Genomic DNA, 6793 nt, shown 5'->3' with positions numbered 1-6793 from the left:
AGGATCAAACTCTCCATAAAGGTGTTTGACTTGCTCATTTATAACGTTGACTTGCTTCACTCGTTGTTCAGTTTTCAAAGAACAAATTCGCTTGTGTTTCGCTTGTTTCCGTCGTGCCTCTCAGCGGCGACTTAGATAATATATCACGTCCCCCTAGGCATGTGCAAGTCCTTTTTTAAAGTTTTTTCGATTTCTTTTTCGAATTCTTTTTCACGAAAAAATCCCCTGCTTCCGCAGGGGTCCAGCCAAGCTAGAACAAGACGGCTTGAAGGCCGGCCAATGCCGCGATCCCCGGCAACCCGAGCAGAACGGCCGTGCCGATGGTAGCCGGATTGAGAGGAATATGGACACCAGGAACGATTCCGGTCTGGTTGAGCAAATACAGCGCTGCGGCCGCAGCCGTCAGATGAATGGAGAAACGAGACAGCCACGACCAGGATATGCGGTTTCTTACAATCGTTACGAAAAGAAGCAATCCGGATATAACGAGGATGGAGAGCCAGATCCATTTCATCCCGGCACCCCCTTTTTCCATGCCGGGGCGGTTGCGTTGATGCGCTTCGCTTGACGAAGCAGCATTTCATATCGTTTTTGCGCGGCTTCTATTGCATATACCGCATAGTCGATCTGATCGGAACCTTCGGCCTGCTCGAAATGATAATGCGCATTGACCCAATCCCTGTGCGCCTCCGCAATTTCACTCAGCAGCTGCTGCTCTCCGATTGTGACTGCATCCTCGTCTTTTTCACGGGCAATCTCCCTGTCTGCCGCCAGCTCCATCTCCGCCTGCAGCACCCGGCTAGCCGCCAACGCCTCCTGGCCGCCTCCCACTCGCATCCACACCGCCATGACCCAACCACCTTTCCGCTTGTCCATTTATAGCCCGCTAAGTTTCCTGTATTAATTCTATAAACGGGAATAAGGGTTTAGAACGCTTGGAGCAGCCGTATTTACTTAAAAAGAATGAAAAAAAGCCGCCCGGCATGGACGGCCTTGTATCCTTAAAGCTCTCTGCGCCCTTCAAGGGCTTTGGACAATGTCACTTCATCGGCGTATTCCAGGTCGCCGCCGACAGGCAAGCCATGCGCGATCCGCGTCACCCGGATGCCGAAGGGCCGTACGAGCCGCGAAATGTACATAGCGGTCGCTTCCCCTTCAATATTGGGGTTGGTGGCAAGGATAAGCTCCTGCACCCGCTCGTCCTCCAGGCGGCGAAGCAGCTCCGCAATCCGGATCTCCTCCGGACCGATTCCCTCGATCGGAGATATGGCTCCCTGGAGCACATGATACTGTCCGTTGAATTCCTTGGTCCTCTCCATCGCAACCAGATCTCTGGATTCCTGGACCACACAGATGGAGGAATGGTCCCTGGACTTGTCCTGGCAGATCCGGCAAGGGTCGGTGTCGGTGATATTGCAGCAGACGGAACAAAAATGAAGGTTCCGCTTGACGCTGACAAGAGCTTTTGCAAAGTCGATGACATCGTCTTCCTTCATCTTAAGGACATGAAAAGCCAGCCTGGCAGCCGTCTTCGGCCCGATGCCGGGAAGGCGGGTGAAGGAATCGATCAGTTTGGCTATGGGTTCCGGATAATACAAGGAATCAGCTCCATCCATAAAATAAGGACGGCCCTGCCGGAATGCGAAGGGCCGTCCATGGCTGCTGCAAGAGCAGCTGTCTATGCGGTCCTAATGGACCCGCAGGCTTTAGAACAAGCCAGGAATTTTCATGCCGCCGGTGAATTTGCCCATGTCCTTGTTCGCCAGCTCGTCAGCCTTGGTGATGGCATCATTGACAGCTGTGAGCACAAGATCCTGAAGCATTTCCACGTCGTCGGGATCGACCGCTTCCGGCTTGATCGCGATGCTGATCAGCTTCTTATGTCCGTTCACGACAGCCGTGACGACACCGCCGCCAGCGGAGCCTTCAACATTCTTCGTTTCAAGCTCCTCTTGAGCCTTGAGCATCTGCTCCTGCATCTTCTTGACCTGTTTCATCATTTGGTTCATGTTGTTCATCGTCATCACCTCATAATTGGAATTAAGATCAATGTCAGTCCTTCTTCAGCTCGACCAGGTCTTCCCCGAACAGACGGACCGCCTCTTCCACCCATTCCGGCCGCGCCGGAGCTTGCGGCGGATCGTCGTGGCTAAGCTCCAGCGGCGCCGAAGCACGTTCCGAGACAGCGCCGGAGCTCGCTTGCTGCCAGTCCTTTTGCATGACGGTGGATAGAGATAATGACCGGCCGAAGGCTTCCTGAAGCACTTTCTCGATGAGCTCGCGATTCGCCTGCTTTTCGGTCGTTTCCCGATGGATCGTGTTTTTGAACGCGACGAGCACGGAGTCGCCGGTGGAAGCTACCGGTTCGCCGTCCACGAGCCACGCATGGACCGTAACCCTTGCGTCTTTGACCCGGGCCAGCACTTCGCTCCATTTCGCTCGGAGCTGAGCGGTCTCGGAGTTTGAAAGAGCCGCCAAATAGGGATCCAGCTTGACGTTCCGTACGGAACCGCTGCCGGAACGAGGGCCGAATCCCCCTCCGCGGCTCGCTCCTCCTCGAACGGCGCTGCCGGAAGCGGATGCCTCGGGAGCCGCCGCTGCCGGAGCGCTGCCGGAGCGCTGCAGCTGCTCGATCTTGCGCTCCAGATCGTCGATCCGCTGCAGCAGCCGCCCTGTCTCTGGAGATGCTTGAGGCGCCGCGGCGCCGGCTGCCGAAGCTGCCGAGGATTGGCTGCCGCCTTCGGGCATCGTGGCGATTTTGAGAAGCGCCACCTCGAAGAGCGTCTGCGGGTGAGCGGCATGCCTCATTTCGTTGTGGTAGCGGTTGAGCTCGTCGATCATCCGGAAGATCCGGTCAGCCGAGAATCCTTCGGCCATGGATTGGAACCGGGTAGGATCCGAGACGCGCCCCATCGCCTCGGCGCTGCCCGGAGCGAGCTTGAGCACGAGCAGATCCCGGAAATAATACATGAGGTTCTCCAAGCATTTGTCCGGGCTTTTGCCCGCTTGCATGAGGCCTTCCACTAGAGGAAGGATCGCTCCCGCGTCCCTGTCCCTGACGGCGTCCGCGATGCCCGCGAACTGCTGCGCGGCAAGGCCGCCGGTGACGTCGACCGCGCCTTCGAGCGTGATCGTCTCGGAGCCGAACGCCGCCGCCTGCTCCAGCAGGCTGATCGCATCGCGCATGCCTCCGTCGGACAGCCTGGCGATATAGTCGATCGCTTCCGGTTCGGCGCGAATGCCTTCTTCCTTGCAAATCTCGGTCAGCCTCTCCACTTGCTCCTCCAGCGACACCTGCCTGAAGTCGAAGCGCTGGCAGCGGGAGATGATGGTGGGTGGAAGCTTGTGCGGCTCGGTCGTCGCCAAAATGAAGATGACATGGCTCGGAGGTTCCTCCAGCGTCTTCAGCAAAGCATTGAACGCTTCCGTAGTCAGCATATGGACTTCGTCGATGATATAAACCTTGTATCGCACTTCCGAAGGAGCGTATCTTACATTGTCCCTGATCTCGCGGATTTCATCAATGCCGCGGTTGGAAGCGGCGTCAATCTCCACGACATCCATAACGGTGCCGGCGGTGATTCCCCGGCAGGCGCCGCATTCGTTGCACGGCTCGGGAGCGGGTCCGAGCTCGCAATTGACGGCTTTGGCGAAAATCTTGGCAGCGGAAGTCTTGCCCGTGCCCCGCGGCCCGTTGAACAAGTAAGCATGCGCAATGCGCTGCTCGCGGATGGCGTTCTGCAGCGTCTGCCTGATATGCTGTTGTCCTACCATGTCCCGGAACGTCTGAGGACGCCAAGCACGGTATAAGGCGATATGGGTCAAGATGCAGGCTTCCTTTCCGGCCGGCCTCGGCCGTTATTTCGTCTCTCCATTATACAATACCGCTTCCTGCCCGGCAAAGGAATCCGCCCCAGAACATCGGAGGCAGCCGTGCAGGAATGCGCGAAGCTTTTCTAAATGAGAATATAAAAAAAACGCCCGGAAGACCTCCTCACGAAGAGTCGGACTCCAGACGTTGCTCTGCTTAGTTAGGACCGTGCACCTGCCCTCGATCCATGCGGTCCAGCAGGCATTCCTGATTCCAGCTCGGGTCAGGCACTCCTCCGGCACATGAACGCGCCTGCTTACGGCTGCTTCCTTCCGGACCTGACCGGGTTCACAAGTGTCCATTGCGGAGGACCCATCCTTCAACGCTGTTCCTAGGCGCCATACACTGCAACGCATAACCTACGGCAGGAATTCAACCTCGCTATAGCGGATTGCGAGTTACAGGGCACCGCTACCTCCCCATCTAGCACGGCAGATTTTCAGTATAGCCCATTTGCACGGCTTCTGCAACCGGCCTTCGTCTCCCTGCTCCAGGGAAAGAAAGGCGCTGTCTCCTTACGTAGCCAGGCGGGCAATGATTTTATAGCGGGGCATGTTGAAGGCGAGCTGCGACTCCACGCGGCTGCGCACCTGCTCCCGCTGAGCGGCGCTCAGCCCCTCTTTAGGCGTCACGTAAGCCCGGAGCGTCGGGCCGTCGAAAGCAAGACGGACCATTTTCACCCCTTGAACCTCCTTGACCTTGAGCTCTGCGAAGTCCGCATCCTGCTGGTAGTTCTGCGAATGCGGAGTATTGGGCAGACGAGGGTTCGTATTGGTCAAGCCGAGATGTCCGTCCTGCCCGTAGCTCTTCACCCGGTTATGCTCCGGACTGCCGCCGCAGCCGGACATCAGAGCGGCGCCAAGCAGAAGCAGGCAAACGGCCCGAAGAGGCTTATTGGTATGGAAGCGAAATGTTGATGTCAATTAAAAAACCTCCCTTCAGTCCATAGGATGGCTGAGGGAGGTTCTTCTATGCCGCCAATTTCTGGCAGTCGATTAGATGCCGTATTTCTTTTTGAAACGGTCTACGCGGCCGCCGGCATCCAGGAATTTCTGTTTGCCTGTGAAGAACGGGTGGCAAGCGGAGCAGATCTCCACGCGCAGGTTCGGTTTAACGGAACCCGTCTCGAACGTGTTGCCGCAAGCGCAAGTAGCCGTAGTCACGTGGTATTTCGGATGAATAGCCTCTTTCATCGTCTTTCACCTCTTTCTGCCCTGAGCTTCAAGCGAGCCCAGAGTTATGCATACCTGAATAGTATATCACGGACAAGTGCCGTACGCAATAGGATTGCTGCGGGCCGCCGGCGCAGGCTTGTACCCGAGCCGCCGGCGCAGGAAGGCCAGCAAGCTTGATCAGGATCGATTTCAGCGATGCCTCGCCAGCCGGGACGGCGGCACATGCGTGTATGAGCCGATGACGACGCCCGGCAGCTCCTCGCGGAAAATCTCCAGCATCTGCTTCATGCCGTAGATCTCGCCGCGCGCCTTCGGAATCAGGTTCAGGTACGCTTCCGGATCAATGTTGAGGTTGCGCATCTGAATCAGCTTGAGATCCGTCCGGCGGACGAACTCGATCATCGCCTCCATCTCCTCCTCGCGGTCGGTGACGCCCGGGAAGATGAGATAGTTGATGGAGGTGTAGACGCCTTGGTCGGCGGCATAACGCAAGGACTTCTCCACATTTTTGAGCGTATAGGCCCGAGGCTTGTAGTACGCGTTGTAATGGTCGTCCAGCGCGCTGATCGTGCTCACCCTCATCAAATCGAGGCCGGCATCGACGATCGCCCGCATGAAGTCCGTGAGCCCGGCGTTCGTGTTGATGTTGATGTAGCCCATCGACGTCTGCTCGCGGACTCTCTTCATCGCCTCCACGATAATCTTGACCTGGGTGGACGGCTCGCCCTCGCAGCCTTGGCCGAAGCTGATGATCGCATCTGGAGTCTTCAGCTGCTCCAGCATGATCTCCACGACTTCGTCGACGGTCGGCTTGAAGTTCATGCGGGTTTGCGGAGCCGGGAACGCGCTGTCCTCCGGCTGCTCGGAAATGCATCCGAAGCAGCCTGCGTTGCAGGAATAGGAAACCGGGACGGCTCCTTCCCAGCGCTGCAGGAACGTGTTGGACGCCGTAAGGCATTCATAGCCGAGCGCGCAATGAGACAAATGCTTGTACAGCCTGTTGTCCGGATATTTCGCCAGCAGCTCTTCCACCTTCACGTTCAGTTCCTTGGCATCGCAGTTGAGCGGATTCCAGCGCTCGGGATCGTCGCTGCGCTCGGCCGCGACATGGAAGCCGCCGCCCTTCCAGACGACGGAGGTGTAGCCGAACAGCGGCAGGACGGCGTTTTTGTCCGCCTTGACGTATCCGGGCAGATTAAGCCGCGTATAGCCTTGGGGAAGCAGCGCGCCTACAGCCTGATAAGATCCCGGCAGCACTTCCATCTCCCCGGTGCGGGAGTTGATGCCGACCGGGCGAGTGCCCGGCAGGCCGACGAGAGTCGCTCCCTCCGGAAGGGGGATTAGCTCCTCCTCCATGATTTCCACGACGACGTCGCCGCTGCGGCCAAGCCCGATCCAGTCGGGATGGTCATATAAATTGCCTTGTTCATCGGCATATACAAGATTCATGATGTCCTCCTAAAATCTGTAGCGCCCGGCGGGGCTTATTCCGCCGGGGACTCATCCGCAGGAGCGGACTTGGATCGTGTTGTGCGGCGGGTAGTTCCGGCGGCCGGCTTGTCGGCTGCCGCCGCGCGCGGAGCGCGAGCGCGCTTCGGCGCGGCCGGAGCCGCTGCGGCGTCCGCAGGCGAAGCTGCGGCAGCCGTCTCGGCGCCGGCTTGCGGCGCGGTCTCGGCGGCAGGCGAAGCTGCCGCCTTGGATGCGCGCGGGGCGCGAGGCGAAGCCGACGCGGCGCGAGTGCGCTTGG

At 58.3% G+C, this 6793-nt stretch carries 8 protein-coding genes, 1 other RNA gene and 1 pseudogene; all 10 read right to left on the bottom strand.

Annotated elements, in window-relative coordinates:
- Positions 1–250 precede the first annotated feature (250 nt).
- Entirely contained in the window at positions 251–514 is a 264-nt protein-coding gene (locus tag ACLBWT_RS23200) for a pro-sigmaK processing inhibitor BofA family protein (protein ID WP_447665420.1), read from the bottom strand.
- Positions 511–849 (bottom strand): DUF2508 family protein, encoded by a 339-nt coding sequence (locus tag ACLBWT_RS23195; RefSeq protein ID WP_447665419.1) that lies wholly within the window; start codon positions 847–849, stop codon positions 511–513. The genes ACLBWT_RS23200 and ACLBWT_RS23195 overlap by 4 nt, the downstream gene beginning before the upstream one ends.
- 152 nt (positions 850–1001) lie before the next feature.
- Positions 1002–1598, bottom strand: a complete 597-nt coding sequence (gene recR, locus ACLBWT_RS23190; RefSeq protein ID WP_048749929.1) for a recombination mediator RecR — start codon at positions 1596–1598, stop codon at positions 1002–1004.
- 108 nt (positions 1599–1706) lie between these two features.
- Positions 1707–2018 (bottom strand): YbaB/EbfC family nucleoid-associated protein, encoded by a 312-nt coding sequence (locus tag ACLBWT_RS23185; RefSeq protein ID WP_048749931.1) that lies wholly within the window; start codon positions 2016–2018, stop codon positions 1707–1709.
- 34 nt (positions 2019–2052) lie between these two features.
- On the bottom strand, positions 2053–3825 hold the full coding sequence (dnaX, locus tag ACLBWT_RS23180; protein WP_447665418.1) for a DNA polymerase III subunit gamma/tau: 1773 nt from the start codon (positions 3823–3825) through the stop codon (positions 2053–2055).
- Between the two features lie 212 nt (positions 3826–4037).
- An RNA gene (gene ffs, locus ACLBWT_RS23175) (signal recognition particle sRNA large type) lies at positions 4038–4303 on the bottom strand.
- Between the two features lie 83 nt (positions 4304–4386).
- Positions 4387–4794 carry a hypothetical protein gene (locus tag ACLBWT_RS23170; protein WP_447665417.1) on the bottom strand — a complete coding sequence of 136 codons (408 nt, stop codon included), beginning with the start codon at positions 4792–4794 and terminating at the stop codon, positions 4387–4389.
- Positions 4795–4866: 72 nt separating this feature from the next.
- Positions 4867–5064, bottom strand: coding sequence for a 50S ribosomal protein L31 (gene rpmE, locus ACLBWT_RS23165; RefSeq protein WP_021882051.1), 198 nt, complete (start codon positions 5062–5064; stop codon positions 4867–4869).
- A 171-nt stretch (positions 5065–5235) separates the two neighbouring features.
- Entirely contained in the window at positions 5236–6495 is a 1260-nt protein-coding gene (locus tag ACLBWT_RS23160) for a radical SAM protein (protein ID WP_447665416.1), read from the bottom strand.
- 35 nt (positions 6496–6530) lie between these two features.
- Positions 6531–6793, bottom strand: a pseudogene (locus ACLBWT_RS23155) (hypothetical protein); the annotation flags it as partial.

This window comes from Paenibacillus sp. D51F, from assembly GCF_053345695.1.
Note: the sequence above shows the minus strand (reverse complement) of the source record. Positions and strands in the feature narration are given on the sequence as shown.